A 15,101-nucleotide genomic window follows, 5' to 3' on the forward strand; every position below is an offset into this window, starting at 1 on the left:
TGCGATAACTGGCCGTTCGGCCCTAGTTGCAGACGGCGCCGACGGCGGCCGACTGCACCAGCTTGGTGTACTTGGCCAGCACGCCAGTCTTGTAGCGCGGCGGGAGCGGCTCGAAACCTTCACGGCGAGAAGCCAATTCGGCCTCATTGATCAGCAGGTCGAGCTTGCCGTTCGCGACGTCCAGGCGGATGCGGTCACCGTCGCGCACGAACGCGATGGGGCCGCCGTCGACGGCCTCGGGTGCGATGTGCCCGACGCACAGGCCCGTCGTGCCGCCCGAGAACCGGCCGTCGGTCATCAGCAGCACGTCCTTGCCCAGGCCGGCGCCCTTGATGGCGCCGGTGATGGCCAGCATCTCGCGCATGCCCGGGCCACCCTTGGGGCCCTCGTAGCGGATGACGACGACATCGCCGTGCGTGATGGTGCCGTCCTCCAGCGCATCGAGTGCGGCCCGCTCACGCTCGAAAACCCGTGCGGTGCCTTCGAACACGTCGGACTCGAAGCCCGCGGACTTCACGACGGCCCCCTCGGGAGCCAGCGAGCCGTGCAAGATGGTGATGCCGCCGGTCGGGTGGATCGGGTTGTTCATCGCGCGCAGCACCTTGCCGTCCGGGTCGGGCGGGGCGATGTGGGCGAGGTTCTCGGCCATGGTCTTTCCGGTGACGGTCAGGCAGTCACCGTGCAGCAGGCCGGCGTCCAGCAGCGCGCGCATGACGACGGGCACGCCGCCGATCTCGTCGACGTCCTTCATCACGTGGCGGCCAAAGGGTTTCACGTCGGCGAGGTGGGGAACCTTGTTGCCGACGCGAGTGAAGTCGGCGAGGGTCAGCTCGACCTCGGCCTCCTTGGCGATGGCCAGCAGGTGCAGCACGGCGTTGGTGGAGCCACCGAACGCCATGACCACGGCGATGGCGTTTTCGAACGCCTCCTTGGTCAGAATGTCGCGGGCGGTGATGCCGCGGCGCAGCATCTCGACGACTGCATGGCCCGACTTGCGGGCGAACTCGCCGCGGCGCTTGTCGACGGCCACCGGAGATGCGCTGCCCGGCAACGACATACCGAGAGCCTCGGCCGCCGAGGCCATGGTGTTGGCGGTGTACATACCGCCGCAGGCGCCCTCGCCCGGACAGATGGCGCGCTCGATGATGTCGACGTCCTCGCGGGACATCAGGCCGCGGGCGCAGGCACCGACCGCCTCGAAGGCGTCGATGATGGTGACTTCCTTCTCGGTGCCGTCGGTCAGCTTCGCGACTCCGGGCATGATCGAGCCGTTGTAGAAGAACACCGAGGCCAGGTCCAGGCGGGCGGCGGCCATCAGCATCCCGGGGATCGACTTGTCGCACCCGGCCAGCAGCACCGAGCCGTCCAGGCGCTCGGCCTGCATCACCGTCTCGACGCTGTCGGCGATGACCTCGCGGGACACCAGCGAGAAGTGCATGCCCTCGTGGCCCATGGAGATACCGTCCGAGACCGAGATGGTGCCGAACTCCAGCGGGTAACCCCCGGCCTCGTGCACACCGTCCTTGACGTCCTGGGCCAGGCGCTGCAGTGACATGTTGCAGGGGGTGATCTCGTTCCAGGACGACCCGACGGCGATCTGTGGCTTGACCCAGTCGTCGTCACCCATACCTACCGCGCGCAGCATGCCTCGGGCCGCGGTTTTCTCCAGGCCGTCGGTGACGTCGCGACTGCGGGGCTTGATATCGGGCTGATCAGCAGACATGCAGGCAATTATGCCGGTCGCCGCCAAGCGAAATTCCATTGGATACCCCTAAGGGGTATGCGGTACGCTGGGGTTATGACGGCAGAAGAGTCGGGCGCACCCGAGGCGGCCTACGCCGAGCCCCAGCACGGCTACTCGCCCAACAAAGACAACTACGCCAAGCGGCTGCGGCGAGTCGAGGGGCAGGTCCGCGGCATCGCCAAGATGATCGATGAGGACAAGTACTGCATCGACGTGTTGACGCAGATCAGCGCGGTGAACAGCGCATTGCAGTCGGTCGCGCTGGCGCTGCTCGACGAGCACCTGGGGCACTGCGTGAGCCATGCGGTGGCGGTCGGCGGCGACGAGGCTGAGCAGAAGCTGGCCGAGGCCTCCGCGGCGATCGCGCGGCTCGTCCGGTCCTGAAGCAGTTGACCCTGAGCTGAGGGCGTATTTGTGCGAGTAAGCCAAGCCCTCACTACAGGGTCAACGCGGTTCGCCGCGCCGGAGCCGGTTGACCCTGAATTCTTGGCCCGACCATCCAGCCCACCGTGCGCATCTGAACCCCTGCTTGACCATTGTCAGCAGGACGATGGCGCCGGCACAACGGGCGTGTGTCGATCGTGTTAGGGGTCGGGGTTGGCCGACCGCGATCCCGCTACGTGCCGAGTTCGTCCTCGATGCGCTGGACCTTCGCGGTGAGCTGGCCGGTGTAGCCCGGACGGATATCGGCCTTGAGGACCAGACTGACCCGTGGGGACACCGCCGCCACCGCTTCCACGGCCTGTTTGACCACGGCCATCACCTCGTCCCATTCACCCTCGATGTTCGTGAACATCGCGTTGGTCTCGTTGGGTAGTCCCGACTCTCGCACCACCCGCACGGCCGCTGCGACGGCCGCGCCGACACCGCCGGACTCGTCACCACCCATCGGGCTGACGCTGAAGGCAACAATCACGCTGTCGATTGTGCGCGGATCGCCCCGGTATCGACAGCCGTTCGTGGCGTTGCCGGCGGTTCCAGCGCAGCCGGCGGGAGTAACGCCCCACACCTGTGTGGCGATCAACTGTGCAGTTCAGTGGCCCGCGACCGGGCCGAAAGTGCGGTGTGACGGCCCTTCGTGATAGTGGCCGGTCGGCGCGCTATGACAGACTGGGGACGTTGTGAACTGGAGGTGGCGAATGCCGCAATGGAACAAGAGCAGGCTGCTGAGCATGGTTGTGGCGGCCGGGCTGGTCGCCGGGATGACCGTCGTAACCCCGTCTGCGCTGGCCGATCCCGACTCACCAGACCCAGGCTTGGCCGCGGGCCCGATCGACCCTAATGCGCCGGTGGAGGCGCCGCTGCCCCCGCCGATTCCGCCTGCCGCGGATCCCGTCGTTCCCGCTGCGCCGACACCGGTGGTCCCTGGCGCCGTGATTCCCGGCGAACCGCAGCCGATCCCGCCGGGTACGCCGGCCGGTCAGAATCCGACCCCGTTCGTCGGCCAGCCGCCGTTCAACCCGCCGACCTTCAACCCGCTCAACGGGTCCATGGTGGGCGTGGCCAAGCCCATCTACATCAACTTCCCGCGGCCCATCGCCAACAAGCAGATGGCGCAAGATGCCGTACACATCTCGTCCACCCCGCCGGTGCCGGGCATGTTCTATTGGGTGACCGACACCCAGCTGCGCTGGCGGCCCATCGCGTTCTGGCCGGCGAACACCGTCGTCAACATCGACGCGGCGGGCACGAAGTCCACCTTCCGCACCGGTGACTCGCTGGTCGCGACCGCCGACAACGCCACGCACCAGATGACCATCAGCCGCAACGGCGTGGTCGAGAAGACCTTCCCGATGTCCATGGGCAAGGCCGGCGACGAGACCAAGAACGGCACCTACTACGTGCTGGAGAAGTTCCCGACGGTGGTCATGGACTCGTCGACGTACGGCGTGCCCGTGGACTCTCCGCAGGGCTACAAGGTGAACGTGCAGAACGCGGTGCGCATCGACAACAGCGGTGCCTTCGTGCACAGTGCGCCGTGGTCGGTGGGTGACCAGGGTAAGCGCAACGTCAGCCATGGCTGCATCAACCTGTCGCCCGACAACGCCAAGTGGTTCTACGACCAGTTCGGCAGCGGCGACCCCATCGTCGTGAAGAACTCGGTCGGGCTGTACAACCAGTCCGACGGCGCCGACGACTGGCAGTGGGGCATGCCGACCCCCGGCGCCGCCACCTCGACGCCCAGCACGTCCCGGACGCGCTGACTCGCAGGCACATACACAACTGCCCCTTTCCGCAAGGAAAGGGGCAGTTGTGCGTTCGGTGGCGGCTAGTTCCAGATGCGCACGCGCTCAGCAGGTTCCAGGTACAGCTCGTCGGACGCGGTGACGTCGAACGCCTCGTAGAACGAGTCGATGTTCCGGATCACGCCGTTGCAGCGGAACTCCGGCGGCGAATGCGGGTCCACGGCCAGCCGCCGAATGGCCTCGGCGTCACGGGATTTGGTGCGCCACACCTGTGCCCAACCGAAGTAGACGCGTTGGACACCCGTGAGTCCGTCGATCACCGGGGCTTCCTTGCCGCCCAGTGACAGCTCGTAGGCCAGCAGTGCGATGGACAACCCGCCCAGGTCACCGATGTTCTCGCCAACGGTGAACGCGCCGTTCACGTGGTGGCTCGAGTCCAGCGCCCGGGGTGTGAAGGCTTCGTACTGCTCGATCAATGCCTTTGTGCGCAAACCGAATTCGGCGCGGTCGGCGTCGGTCCACCAGTCGACGAGGTTGCCGTCGCCGTCGTACTTGGCGCCCTGGTCGTCGAAACCGTGGCCGATCTCGTGCCCGATCACCGCGCCGATGCCGCCGTAGTTGGCGGCGTCGTCGGCCTCGGCGTCGAAGAACGGCGGCTGCAGAATGGCCGCGGGGAAGACGATCTCGTTCATGCCCGGGTTGTAGTAGGCGTTCACCGTCTGCGGCGTCATGAACCACTCGTCGCGGTCCACCTCGCTGCCCAGCTTGGCCAGTTCGCGGTCGTGCTCGACAGCCTGGCCGCGCAGGTAGTTGCCGTACAGGTCGCTCGCGTCGATAACCAGCGCCGAGTAGTCGCGCCAGCGCGCCGGGTACCCGATCTTCGGGGTGAACTTGTCCAGCTTGGCCAGCGCCCGCTGCCGGGTCTCGGGCGTCATCCATTCCAGGTTGGTGATGCTCACCCGGTAGGCCTCGCGCAGGTTGGCCACCAGCTCATCCATCCGCGCCTTGTGGGCGGGCGGGAAATGCCGGTCCACGTACAGCTTTCCGACGGCGTCGCCCATCAGGCCCTCGACCAGCCCGACGCCGCGCTTCCAGCGGTCCCGGATTTCCTCGGTGCCCGACAGCAGGCGGCCGTAGAACTCGAAGTTCTCCTTCACCAGATCGTCGGTCAGGATCGACGCGCGGCCGCTGATCAGGCGCCAGCTCAGCCAGGCCTTCCAGTCCTCGAGTGGCTCGGACGCCCATAGCGCCGCGAACGCGACCAGGAAGTCCGGTTGCCGCACAACGACTTCCGTGACCACATCGGCCGACGCGCCGACCGCTGACAGCCAGCCCGCCCAGTCGAAGCCGGGCGCCTCGTCGGCCAGATCGCTGAACCGGCGCAGGTTGTAACTCAGGTCCGCATCGCGGCGCTTCACCACATCCCAGTGCGCCGCAGCCAGTTTGGTCTCCAGCGCGACGATGCGGGCGGCGGTCTCGGACTGGTCGCCCCCGAGCACGAGGCTCAACATCCGGGCGATGTGCTGCGGGTAGGCGGCCAGCACCGCGGCGTGTGCCGGCTCGCGGTAGTAGGACTCGTCGGGCAGGCCCAGGCCGGACTGCGTGAAGTGCAGCAGGTACCGCGTCGAGTCCTTGGAATCGGTGTCGACGTACGCGCCCGCGCCACCGCCGACGCCGGTGCGCTGCAGCGCGCCCAGCGCGGCCGCCAGGGCTTCAGGGGTAGCGGCGTCGGCGACGAGACCCAGCTCCGCCAGCAGCGGCGCCAGGCCGACGGCGTTCACTCGCTCGGTATCCATGAAACTGGCGTACAGGTCGCCGATGCGCTGGGCATCGGTGTTCGGGGCGCCGGCTGCGTTGGTGATCAGGTCGCGCACCTGTTCCTCGGCGCGGTCGGCCAGCAGCCGGAAGGCACCGTCGGTGGCCCGGTCGGCAGGGATGTCGTAGTCGGTGAGCCAGCGGCCGTTGACGTGACCGAACAGGTCATCCTGGGGGCGGGCGTCGGTGTCGAGGTAGCTCAGGTCGATACCTGATCGGGGAGAGGTAGCTTCGAGAGTCACCTCGCCATCCTGCCATCGCCGCTGCAGTGTCGGTGGGCGCTGCGGGTAGCCTCACGCCCATGCCCGACGAGCGCAGCGAAGAGTCTGCCGAAGAAGACACGGCGAAAGACACCGCAACGACCGGCGCGGCCGGTGCTGCCAAGCCCGATGTGAAGCCCGCCGCCACGGCCAGTGCACTGAGCGATCAGGCTGATCGAATCTTCAGCCCCTGCGGCATCGCCTCGGCGGCGCTGGGCGTGGTCGCCGTGGTCGCGGTCGTCGTGGCGACCTGGGTCTGGCTGGGCCACCGCGCCGACGACGCGGAGCGCGCGCACGAGGCGCAGGCGATGAAAGCCGCCGCCGAGTGGGCCGGCCTGCTGATCAACATGACCAAGGACAACGTCACGGTCAACGTGCCGAAGCTGCACGAGGGCACGGTCGGCCAGCTGAACGCCGACTTCGATGCCACGGTCGCACCCTTCACCCAGCTGGTTCAGAAGCTGCAGAGCCGGACCAGCGGGCAGATCGAGTCCGTCGCGCTGGAGACGCTGCATCACACCCCGCCGGGGGAGCAGGGCAAACCACCGGTCCAGCCGGAGCTGGCGGCCATCTCCTCGGACACGACGACGGTGCTGGTGATCGCGACGTCCGTGAGCCAGAACGCCGGCGCCAAGCCGACAACCGTGCGCTGGCGGCTGCGACTCGGGGTGTCCGACGTCGGCGGCAAGATGCTGATCTCGCGATTGGAGTCGCTGCGATGAGGAACGCGTGGCGCGTCCTGTTCTTTGACATCCTGGCGCCGCTCGCGGTGCTGGCGAGCCTGGTCTATATCGGGCTGGCCCTGGATCGGCCGCTGTGGTGGGTCGTGGTGGGCACCATTCTCGGGCTGCTGGTGCTGCAGGCGGCGGTGGTGAACTTCGTGCTGTTCCGCCGCGACGGCGTCACCATGGGCACCGACGACGACGCGCCCAGGTTGCGGTTCGCGGTCGTGGGGCTGACGACGGTCGCCGTGGCTGCGGCCGCGATCGTGGGCTACACCAAGTGGACGTTGCCGGATCGCACCACCGACCACGACATGTCCACGGTGGTCGGCATCGCCAGCAGCGTCGCGGAAGCGTCGGCAACGTTCACGCCCGGCGCACCGAACGTGTCGATCGACCGGGCCACGTCGTTGATGGCGCCGCAGCGCGCGGAGGCCTACCGCAACGAGTTCAACGCGGTCGCCAAGGATCTGACCAGCCGTGGGGTGGCCGGGCAGGCCAGCACCATCTCGGCCGGCATCGAGACCATCGGCCCGAACTTCGCCAGTGTCGCGGTGGTCATGCGGGCCACGCAGAACATCCCCAACAAACCTCAGCAGGCGACGGTGCTGGGCCTGCGGGTCACGCTGACCAAGCAGGACGGACGCTGGCTGGTCATGGACGTGACCCCGCTCGCGTCGCGTTAGGGCGCTTCTTCAGGAGCGGGCGGAACGCATCCGGGCGAACCGGTCCGAGAGCCGCCGCATGCGCACCAGCAGCGCGGCCGACGGGCTGGTGGTACCGGCCACGTACGTCGAAAGTTCTTGGGTACCAACCCCGATGCGGGACGCGAACTCGGTCTCACTGAGGCCGGAGCGCTCCATCAGCAGCCGGATCTGGCGGGCCACCTCGGCGCATTCGTTGGCCTCGAGCTGGGTGCGGGCGCGGGCCAGCACCTCGGACAGTGCCTTGGAGATGCCGTACGGATTGGTGGTCGCGAGAATCTCCTCGACCTGGCGGGCCGTGCGGCCGAAGGGGTCCCGCTTGATGGCCACGACGATGCGCTGCCACACCGCCAGATCGTCGTTCTCCAACGCGGCGCGGATGGCTGACGTCGACCAGAACTCGACGGGCTTCTCGCCGGGAGCCTGCGCCGGAAACGCGACGGTGGGTGCCCCGTTGCTGCCGGCTACGGTGGCGTCACCGGAGTCGTCGGCACCAGAAGGGGTGTCCCTCACTTCGGATGTCAACGTCACCTCGCCTCCTCCAACATGGCCACCGCCACCGCCAAACAACGCTGCTTGACTTCGGGCCAATCTGCAGTTTCCTGGTCGTCGAACGGGTGCGGGTCGGCCAACCTGCGGACCAACTGGGTGGCCACCCACTGGTTCTTCGACCGTTCCCCACAGTAATACCCGTCAATACCGGCTAGAACCGCGGCCGCGGTCCGGATGTCCATGCAGGACACCATGTCGACGAAGTCGGCGTAGTCCTGGGCGCTGCCCCGGGACATGATCAGGTAGCCCTTGAGCCGCAGCGTTTCGGCGCCCGTCGGGATTTCCAGCCGGTCGCCGGTGGGCAGCAGCACCGTCGTGGTTTCCACCGGGCTGCGGCGCTCGATGGCCGGGCCGTCGGTCTCGCTGAGCGACAGGGCGTCGAGGGCAACCGACAGCCGTCCGCCCCACATGGTGACCGGGTGCACGTCGGGGTTGTCCGATGCCGACCGGGACTGGCCGTGCGCGCGCCGCCGCAGCAGCGCCAGCCCGGTGCGCGACGGGTCTTTCGGCGGCGGGGCCGCCGCGATGCGCCGTGGCACGGCCCGTGGCACGTACTGCTGCTCGTCGGCGTCGGCGTCGGCGCCGCTGCAGCCGCTGAAGGCCAGCGGGTCGGGAACCGTAACCGTCTGTGCGGCAAGGCTTTTCAGCTTGGCGGCCGACTTGACGACGCTGCGCAGTTCGGCGCCCGAGGGGCCCAGTGCGGAGATGTCGTCGGGGATGATGACCAGGCTGCCGGTATCGGTGGCGGGCAGCGGCTTCTCGAAGTCCACCGACGGCAGCAGACGGTCCAGCCACTTGGGCAGCCACCAGTTCCACTGGTCGAACATCGCCATCAGTGCGGGCACCAGGACCAGCCGCACCACCGTCGCGTCGACCGCGATGGCGACGGCGCACGCCACACCCATCTGGGCCACCAGCGGCATGCCGGCGAACGCGAACCCGATGAACACGGCGATCATGATCAGCGCGGCGCTGGTGATGGTGCGGGCGCTGGTGCTGACGCCATAGGCGACGGCGTCGCGGGTGTTGCCGGTCTGCAGGAACCGTTCCCGGATGCGCGTCAGCAGGAAGATCTCGTAGTCCATGGACAAGCCGAACGTCATCGCCAGCACCAGCGGCGGAATGGTGGTGTCCAGTGATTCCAGGGGCTTGAACCCGAGCGCCTGGAACCAGCCCCACTCGAAGACGATCACCAGGCTGCCGTAGGCCGCCGCCACCGACAGCACGGTCATCAGGACGCCCTTGATCGCCAGCACGACCGAGCGGATCGAGATCAGCAGCATCACGAACGCGATCAGCGACACGAAGACGAACACCAGGACCTCGGTGTCGGCGACGCGGTGGTCGAAGTCCATGATCAGCGCCGTGGGCCCGCCCACCGCGATCGCGATGTTGGGGCCGGCGACGTTCGGTAGGTGTTGTCGTAGCCAGGTGATGGAGTCACGCGCGACGAGGTCCTCGGGGTCGACCCGCAGGACGATCGAGAACAGGGCGCTGCGGTTGTCGTTGCTGAACACCGGCGGGGCCACCTGGGACACGTCCGGCGCCTGCGTCATGGTCTGGTGCAGGGCGTCGAGCGTCGCGGTGTTCTGCGGGTCGGACGCCGTCGCTTCGGGGAACGTCACCAGCACCCGGATCGGTCCGAGTGCGCCGGGGCCCAACGCTTCCGCGGCGGCGGCCACCCCGGTCCGGATTTCGTGGGACGGCTGGAACTGACGCAGCATGCTGTTGCCCAGCTGCATGCCGAACGAGGGTGCCGCCAGGGCGATCAGGAAGACGGCGGCCAGCAGCGCCGACAGCCACGGGCGCCGCATGGTGCGTTCGGTCCATTGCGTCCAGAACGGGGACTGCGTGGCGTCGGGGCGGCGCGTGACGTGCAGCCACGACGAGCGTTTGGCGACGCGCTTGCCGAACGTAGCCAGCACTGCCGGGATCAGGGTTGTCGAGGTCAGTACCGCGACGGCCACGGCCAGGATGGCGCCGGTGGCCATGGACGACAGCACCGGTGTGCCGATCAGATAGATGCCGGTGATCGAGGCGATCACTGTCAGCCCGGACAGCAGCACCGCCAGGCCCGAGGTCGCCATCGACGCGTCGACGGCCTGTTCCGGGTCGCGGCCGGCCCGTAGTTCCTCGCGGAAACGCATGAGGATGAACAGCGAATAGTCGACGGCCAGTGCGATGCCGAACATCGAGAGCGTCGTCGTCACGAAGACGCTCATGGTGACCCAGATGGACAGGAGGTAGACCACCCCCATCGTCACGATCACCGTGCACACGCCGAGCATCATCGGCATGGCCGCGGCCGCGAGCGACCCGAACACCGCCAGCAGCACGATCAGGACGATCGGCAGGTTCCACTTCTCGGCTTCGGCGACGTCGTGCTTGGTGGTCTCGCTGGCAGCCGCACCGAGTGCGCCCTGACCGATGACGTACAGCCGGACCTTGCCGTCCGCCGTCTGGCCGGCTTTGCCGCCTTCGATGCCGACGGCCTTGCGCAGTTTCTTGGCGATGTCGACGGCGCCGCTGTTGTTGAAGTCGAGGCGCAGCGTCACGACGTAGGGTTTGCCGGCCTGCGGCTCGGCCTGCGTGGGGTCGGGCACGACCTTGACGTTGGAGACGCCTGCCGCGATGCGTCTCAGCTCGTCGACCGCCGCCGTCATGTCTTCCTGCGACGCGCCCGCGGTCGGGGCCGCGACCAAGGCCAGCGGTGAGGCGCCCTCGTCGGGGAAGTGGTCCTCGAGCTCGTACTGGACGTGCAGAGACTGGGAACCGGCGACGTCGAACCCGCCGCCGCTGAGGTTGCTGGACTGAGTCGCCGCGAGATATAGAGATGGCACCATGAGCAGCAGCCAGGTGGCGAAAACCGCCCAGCGCCAACGCCGAAGCAGAGCGCTCAGCCGCATCATCAACTGCTGGATGGCGAACCCTCTTCCTGCGGTCGTCCCGGTTGCCACCGGAGTCTTTTTGATCGGCGTTGCGTGCCGCCGACCCTACCTCAGTATGGGGTAGGGTGACCGGCCCGCGAGCGCCGTTGGGGCGCCGGGGGCGGAACCTTGACCCAACTGCAACCGGGCGGCGGCCGGGGCGGCCAGCAACCCCGTCGACGGCGGTTCGTGGGTTTGCGGGGCTGGCAGCAACTGGTCGTTGACCTGGATGTTTGCTGTGTAGATTGGGCGCCGGCCCGGCGGCGATGGCAAGATGGCAAGAGCCGAATCCCGGATGAGGTCCGGCACGTCGTGCGGTGCTGTCCCGGGAAATCAGTGTTTGCCGAGTGTTTACGCGGCCGTCGGTGGCCGGTAAACCGTGAGGAGTTGTGCCATGAAAACGACCATCGTGACGGCCCGCCGCGGGCTTGCCGGGGTATTCGCTGTAACTGCGCTCGGCGGTGTCGTGGTGACGTCGTTCGGCGCCCCGTCGGCGGGTGCGGGCCAGGATCCGTGCGCCGCCAGCCAGGTCGCCAAGACCATCGGCATGGTGGCCACGTCGACCGGCACGTATCTGGATGCGCACCCGAAGGCGAACCAAACCTTGACGACCATCTCGCAGCAGCAGCCCGGCCCGCAGTCGTTGGCAGCGCTCAAGACGTACTTCGACGCCAACCCGCAGGAGGGCGCCGCGCTGCAGAACTTGCAGGCGCCACTGGTGACGCTGTCCTCGCAGTGCAAGCTGCCGTTGACGCTGCCGCAGCTGATGGGGCTGATGCAGTCGGCGCAGCAGGGCAGCGGTCTGCCGGCCGCGCTGCCCGCGATGCCGAGCGTGCCCGGCAGCGCGCCTGGAAGTGCGCCGTTCACGCCCAGCCTGCCCGGCGTGACGACGGCGACGGGGTCCATACCGGCGGCGCAGGCCGTAGCGGCGACGCAACCGGCCGCGCGCTGAGCGCAACGCCAGGCGGTTATCAGCTCTTTCTGCTTATCTTTGAGGGGCCGGTAGCCCCGTGGGGTTCCGCTACCGGGGTTCTCGACGAAGGGGTTTGACCACATGATGCTCACCGCTCTGGCTAAGCGACGCGCTGTTGCCGGCTTCATCGGCGCCGGCGCGGTCGCCGGCAGCATGCTTTTCGGTGCCGTCCCGTCGGCTCTCGCCGACGACGCACCGCCCAACTGCACCGCCGCGGACCTGGCCGGCGTCCGCGCGGGCGTCGACGCCTCGACCTCCGCCTACCTGTTCACCCACCCGGATGTGAACGACTTCTTCAGTAGCCTCCGCGGCCTGTCGAGGGATCAGGCGCACGCCAAGGTGAAGCAGTACCTGATCGATAACCCGCAGACCAAGGCCGAGCTGCAGGGTATCCGGCAGCCGCTGAAGGACATCCGCGACCGCTGCGGCATCCGTAAGTGATCTGTGCACGATCATCCGCGGCGGCCGCGGATGATCGTGCACAAATCACTTGAAGAGGCGAGCTGCGCCGCGCCAGCCCAGCAGCAGGATGGCCGTGACGGTCGACGCGACGATCACAAAGCTGACCGCGACGCCCTGAGCCGAGGCCTTGCGCAGCAGCATGCCGATCACGACGGTGCTGACCCAGACCGTCAATCCGGTCGGGTTCAGCGCCGTCGGGCGGCGCCAGCCCCGCGACAGCGCCCAGCCCGCCACGGTCCCGGTCAGGAACGGCCAGCTGGTGTGCGCCACGCCCGTGAGCGTGATGCCTTCGGCGTGGCTGCGCCGGCCGATGGTGCAGAAGATCACCACGCACACCACGTCGGCGAGGAAAGCCAGTGCGGCGCTGCGGGTTCCCGTGGTCTGCTCAGTTGTCATAGGTCATCACGTCCAGATTCAGTGGGCTGACATTGTTTTCGTCTCGGGGGGTGAAGCCGGGGTCCAGCCGGGCGGGGGCGCCGGTCTCCAGGGCGTCACCGGCCGCCATGCTGATCAGGCGTCCAGTGAGCTTGAACGAGCGGTAGACGAACGGCAGGCCGTCGGAGCGCAAGGGATCCGGTGTGCTCATCACGTGGAAATGTAGATGCGGCCCGGTCGAATTGCCGGTATTGCCAACGCGTCCGAGCACCTGGCCGGTGTTCAGCTGATCGCCCGGCTTGACCTTGACACTCCCGGTCTGCAGATGCGCGTAGAACGCGTAGTTGCCGTTCCCGATGTCCTGCACGACGTGATTGCCGCCGTATTGGGCCAGTGTCAGGCCCGTCGGATTCTGGCCGGGCACCTGTTCCGGCAGCCCGTCGAGTACCGCCACTACGGGGCCCGGGGCCACCGCGTGCACGTCGGCCCCGAAGTAGGCGTAACTGGTGTCCTTCGCGCCGTCGCCGGTGAACAGCCGCCCGTCTGGCTGTAGCTGCTCGTAGTCGATGGCGTATCGCTCTGCGGCCCAGAGCTTTCCATCGATGGGGTTGAGGGCCATGCGGTGCGGCGTCATGTCGCAGCAGCTGTTGCCGTCGAGCCAGCCGGGGCCGCGCAGCGGCGGTTCGAGTACGACGGGCTTGTGGTCGGAGACCGTCACCGGCGCGACGTTCTCGGTCACCACCGGCGGCACGAGCGGCGGCATCGGTTTGGGTACCTTGACCACCACGCGGTGTGAAAGCTGCTGGGGCACGGTGCTTCCCGCGGCCAGGCTGACGTCCAGCCACACGATGGACCGCTGCCCGGGGCCCAGATCGTTGGTGCTGATCCGGGTGCCCATGGTCCGGGTCCAGTAGACGAGACCGGCGCCGGACAGTTGCAACAGCGGCCCGGCCGGACCCATGACGGCGACCGAGTCCACCGTCACCGGCTCGGGCGAGGTGTTGGTGAGCAGCAGCTCGTACGCGAGGTGGACACGGCCGTCGGTGGCCGGAACCGGGACGGGTGCGGCGACGACGTCGGCCAACACAGGCGTGACGATCGGTTCCGCGGAACCAGTGGAACTAGTTGGGGGAGAGGACGGTTGAACCGATTTCGGTGCCGGCGTGCACGACGTCAGGGCAGCGGTGAGGACGAGCGCCGCCGCCAGCCGGCTAGCCGATGTCATGCGGCGTCTCTTGGTCGGGTGCCGAACTGCGGATGTCCGTGGCGCTGGCAGAGGTACCGGTGGTGTCCGGATCGAAGTCCTTCTCGGTGCGGAACAGGATGAAGAACACCACCCAGCCGATCGCCGAGATGAAGATCCAGCTGACCAGGCGATAGATCAGCATGGTCGAGATGGCGGCCGCGAGCGTCATACCGCTGGACACCAGGCCGGGCACCAGCACCGCCTCGACCACCAGCAGCCCGCCCGGCATGAGCGGAATGGCTCCGACCGCGCGGGCGGCGGCGTACGCGACGGTCAGGCCCGCCAGCGACGGATGCCCGCCCGTGGCGTAGGCCGCGCAGGCCAGACACGCGACGTCGGCGACCCAGTTGAACAGCGACCAGCTGAACGCGACCGTCAGCGTCCGTCGGCTCAGGCTGACCGACTCCAGCTGCCCCAGGGTGCGGCGCCAGCCGTCCAGCCCGGTGTCGGCCGGCTTGCCGCGCAACGAGTTGAACCAGGACAGCAACCGGACCCCGATGCCGTCCATCTGCTGTGGGTTGGCCGCGACGGTCTGGGCCAGCACCAGCAGCACCGCGAAACCGCCGATGGTGAAGATCAGCGACAGGGGGTTCTTGCTCGCGCCGAGCAGGACCGCGCCGCCCAGCCCCAGCAGGGCGAGCCCGACCACCTGCAGCGCCCCGGACATCACCAGCTGCCATGACGCCACCAATGGCGAGGCGCCCCACAGCCGCTGCTGGCGGTACACGAAGGTGGCCGAGAGCACCGGGCCGCCGGGCAGCGTGGTGGACAGTGCGTTGCCGGCGTAGAACGCTGCCTCGGACCGCCACTGCTTGACCTGCACGCCGGCCGACCGGAGCAGGGTGCGCTGAATCTGCGCGAAGCTGTGCATGGAGGCCAGCGCCGCGACGGCCGCCGCGGCAACCCACCACCACGTCGCCGACAGCAGGCTGAGCCACGCCTTGGCCAGCTGCTCCCACACCATCACGACCTCGATGGTCAGCACGGTGAGGGCGATGCCGATCAGCACCCAGCGCAGCCACCAGTACTTGCCGCGCACCCGAACCGGCTGCGGGCGGGCCTCACCGCGCCGGCAAGTCAGCCACGGGCCGCGGCGGCGAGCCGTCATTGGGCCCGGCACAGCCTCGTTCGACAC

14 protein-coding genes are annotated in these 15,101 nt (G+C 68.2%); 6 read left to right on the top strand and 8 right to left on the bottom strand.

The genetic code is table 11. The features are described from left to right. Positions 1-22: 22 nt before the first annotated feature. Positions 23-1,723 (bottom strand): dihydroxy-acid dehydratase, encoded by a 1,701-nt coding sequence (ilvD, locus tag ACX12F_RS00825; protein ID WP_459367842.1) that lies wholly within the window; start codon positions 1,721-1,723, stop codon positions 23-25. Between the two features lie 75 nt (positions 1,724-1,798). Here ilvD and ricR point away from each other — a divergent pair, with 75 nt between their 5' ends. Next, positions 1,799-2,128 carry a copper-sensing transcriptional repressor RicR gene (gene ricR / locus ACX12F_RS00830; protein ID WP_459367843.1) on the top strand — a complete coding sequence of 110 codons (330 nt, stop codon included), beginning with the start codon at positions 1,799-1,801 and terminating at the stop codon, positions 2,126-2,128. A gap of 232 nt (positions 2,129-2,360) precedes the next feature. Here the strand turns inward: ricR and ACX12F_RS00835 are convergent, their stop codons facing one another. Continuing rightward, on the bottom strand, positions 2,361-2,660 hold the full coding sequence (locus ACX12F_RS00835; protein WP_459367844.1) for an MTH1187 family thiamine-binding protein: 300 nt from the start codon (positions 2,658-2,660) through the stop codon (positions 2,361-2,363). 223 nt (positions 2,661-2,883) lie between these two features. Here ACX12F_RS00835 and ACX12F_RS00840 point away from each other — a divergent pair, with 223 nt between their 5' ends. Then, positions 2,884-3,948 carry a L,D-transpeptidase gene (locus ACX12F_RS00840; protein WP_459367845.1) on the top strand — a complete coding sequence of 355 codons (1,065 nt, stop codon included), beginning with the start codon at positions 2,884-2,886 and terminating at the stop codon, positions 3,946-3,948. 65 nt (positions 3,949-4,013) lie between these two features. Here ACX12F_RS00840 and ACX12F_RS00845 read toward each other — a convergent pair whose 3' ends face one another. Further along, positions 4,014-5,987 carry a M13 family metallopeptidase gene (locus ACX12F_RS00845; protein ID WP_459367846.1) on the bottom strand — a complete coding sequence of 658 codons (1,974 nt, stop codon included), beginning with the start codon at positions 5,985-5,987 and terminating at the stop codon, positions 4,014-4,016. Between the two features lie 59 nt (positions 5,988-6,046). Between ACX12F_RS00845 and ACX12F_RS00850 the strand changes: the two genes are divergently transcribed. Together ACX12F_RS00850 and ACX12F_RS00855 are read left to right on the top strand one after the other, a co-directional pair. After that, the gene (locus ACX12F_RS00850; RefSeq protein WP_459367847.1) at positions 6,047-6,727 is read left to right on the top strand and encodes a hypothetical protein; all 681 of its coding nucleotides are present in this window, start codon (positions 6,047-6,049) and stop codon (positions 6,725-6,727) included. After that, a complete protein-coding gene (locus ACX12F_RS00855; protein ID WP_459367848.1) occupies positions 6,724-7,413 on the top strand; it encodes a hypothetical protein in 690 nt (229 codons plus the stop codon). Before ACX12F_RS00850 ends, ACX12F_RS00855 begins: the two co-directional genes overlap by 4 nt. 9 nt (positions 7,414-7,422) lie before the next feature. Here the strand turns inward: ACX12F_RS00855 and ACX12F_RS00860 are convergent, their stop codons facing one another. Together ACX12F_RS00860 and ACX12F_RS00865 are read right to left on the bottom strand one after the other, a co-directional pair. Beyond that, positions 7,423-7,962 (bottom strand): helix-turn-helix domain-containing protein, encoded by a 540-nt coding sequence (locus ACX12F_RS00860; protein WP_459367849.1) that lies wholly within the window; start codon positions 7,960-7,962, stop codon positions 7,423-7,425. After that, a complete protein-coding gene (locus tag ACX12F_RS00865; protein WP_459370570.1) occupies positions 7,959-10,892 on the bottom strand; it encodes an MMPL family transporter in 2,934 nt (977 codons plus the stop codon). Before ACX12F_RS00865 ends, ACX12F_RS00860 begins: the two co-directional genes overlap by 4 nt. A 412-nt stretch (positions 10,893-11,304) precedes the next feature. On the opposite strand from ACX12F_RS00865, the gene ACX12F_RS00870 reads away from it, so the two are divergent. Together ACX12F_RS00870 and ACX12F_RS00875 are read left to right on the top strand one after the other, a co-directional pair. After that, positions 11,305-11,862, top strand: coding sequence for a hemophore (locus tag ACX12F_RS00870; RefSeq protein ID WP_459367850.1), 558 nt, complete (start codon positions 11,305-11,307; stop codon positions 11,860-11,862). Between the two features lie 102 nt (positions 11,863-11,964). Then, positions 11,965-12,324, top strand: a complete 360-nt coding sequence (locus ACX12F_RS00875; protein WP_459367851.1) for a heme-binding protein — start codon at positions 11,965-11,967, stop codon at positions 12,322-12,324. A 45-nt stretch (positions 12,325-12,369) separates the two neighbouring features. Here the strand turns inward: ACX12F_RS00875 and ACX12F_RS00880 are convergent, their stop codons facing one another. Genes ACX12F_RS00880 through ACX12F_RS00890 form a run of 3 tightly spaced genes read right to left on the bottom strand, consistent with a single transcriptional unit; the run spans position 12,370 to position 15,101 of the window. Then, positions 12,370-12,741, bottom strand: a complete 372-nt coding sequence (locus tag ACX12F_RS00880; RefSeq protein WP_459367852.1) for a DUF3054 domain-containing protein — start codon at positions 12,739-12,741, stop codon at positions 12,370-12,372. Next, a complete protein-coding gene (locus ACX12F_RS00885) occupies positions 12,731-13,945 on the bottom strand; it encodes a M23 family metallopeptidase (protein WP_459367853.1) in 1,215 nt (404 codons plus the stop codon). Before ACX12F_RS00885 ends, ACX12F_RS00880 begins: the two co-directional genes overlap by 11 nt. Further along, on the bottom strand, positions 13,932-15,101 hold the full coding sequence (locus tag ACX12F_RS00890; RefSeq protein ID WP_459367854.1) for a lysylphosphatidylglycerol synthase transmembrane domain-containing protein: 1,170 nt from the start codon (positions 15,099-15,101) through the stop codon (positions 13,932-13,934). Before ACX12F_RS00890 ends, ACX12F_RS00885 begins: the two co-directional genes overlap by 14 nt.

Source organism: Mycolicibacterium sp. HS_4_1, assembly GCF_054515875.1.